The sequence below is a fragment of the Shewanella sp. 11B5 genome, from assembly GCF_002836795.1.
Lineage (GTDB): Bacteria > Pseudomonadota > Gammaproteobacteria > Enterobacterales > Shewanellaceae > Shewanella > Shewanella frigidimarina.
Map to the genome: position 1 here is coordinate 1 of NZ_PJAP01000188.1, position 1,079 is coordinate 1,079.

At 41.7% G+C, this 1,079-nt stretch carries 1 protein-coding gene; it reads left to right on the top strand.

Going from position 1 to position 1,079, the window contains the following annotated elements:
- On the top strand, positions 1-863 hold an 863-nt coding region (locus CXF78_RS01530; RefSeq protein WP_102035768.1), incomplete at its 5' end, for an MFS transporter.
- Positions 864-1,079 lie beyond the last annotated feature (216 nt).

A 1,079-nucleotide genomic window follows, 5' to 3' on the forward strand; every position in this document is an offset into this window, starting at 1 on the left:
TACCCCATGGCGCTTATTTTGGTGCCGCTATTTTATTGGCTGCCGATATTGCCCCTCAAAATAAACGTGCAAGTTACATGTCTAAAGTGTTTATGGGCCTAACCATAGCCACTATTGTAGGGGTTCCCATTGTCACTTTAGTCGGCCAAAACTTAAGCTGGCGCTATTGTTTAGCGGGTGCATCTGTCCTCGCCTTAGTTGCATTAGTGTGCGTATATGTGGTGATCCCTAAAATTGAAAACAACCAGCCGTCAAATTTAATCAATGAGTTTAGCGTGTTAAAGAATAAATTGGTTTGGTCAATTCTTGGCATTGTGATTATTGGCTTTGGTGGCGTATTTTGTATTTACACTTACATCGCCGATACCATTTTAGTGGTGACTGAAACGCCGGCATACACCATTTCAATCGCGATGGTAATGTTTGGTATTGGTTGTACTTTAGGCAATTACGTATTAGGCAAAGCAGCCGATCGCGCAGCCTTAAAAACCACTGGTATTGCCTTAGTGTGTACGATTATATTTTCGCTTGCTTACGTCAGTGCCAGCCATAATATTTGGCTATTGTATGCGGTAATTTTCTTTATTGGCTGCAGTGTGGGTTTAGCGACACTGATTCAAACCTTACTGATGGACGTATCGCCAAATGGTCACGCGATGATAGGGGCATTAGTACAATGTTCATTTAACACCGCCAATGCTATCGGCCCTTGGGTGGGCGGCATGTTTATCGCACAGGGCGCAATGCCTAACGAGACAGGCTATGTAGCGGCAGTGTTATTTGCTGGCGGCTTAATGATGTGGTTGTTAAGTTATCTGCAAATGAATAAGAAAAAGGCTCAACTGGAACAATGTTCTGCATAATCAGGCTTTAGAATTTATTCTTTAACGAATTTTATAACAAATAATCTAACTAACTCCCTAACGAATTATCGAACAAGTTGCTGGGCTCAATACCGATAACATTGTCGGTAACATTGTCGATAACCGTTAGGGCAAGTAGTTTGAGCGTCTGAGAAACACCTATCTCGGCGACTTATCAAACCATTAAAAGCGTCATTTATATTACGTGATGAAAAT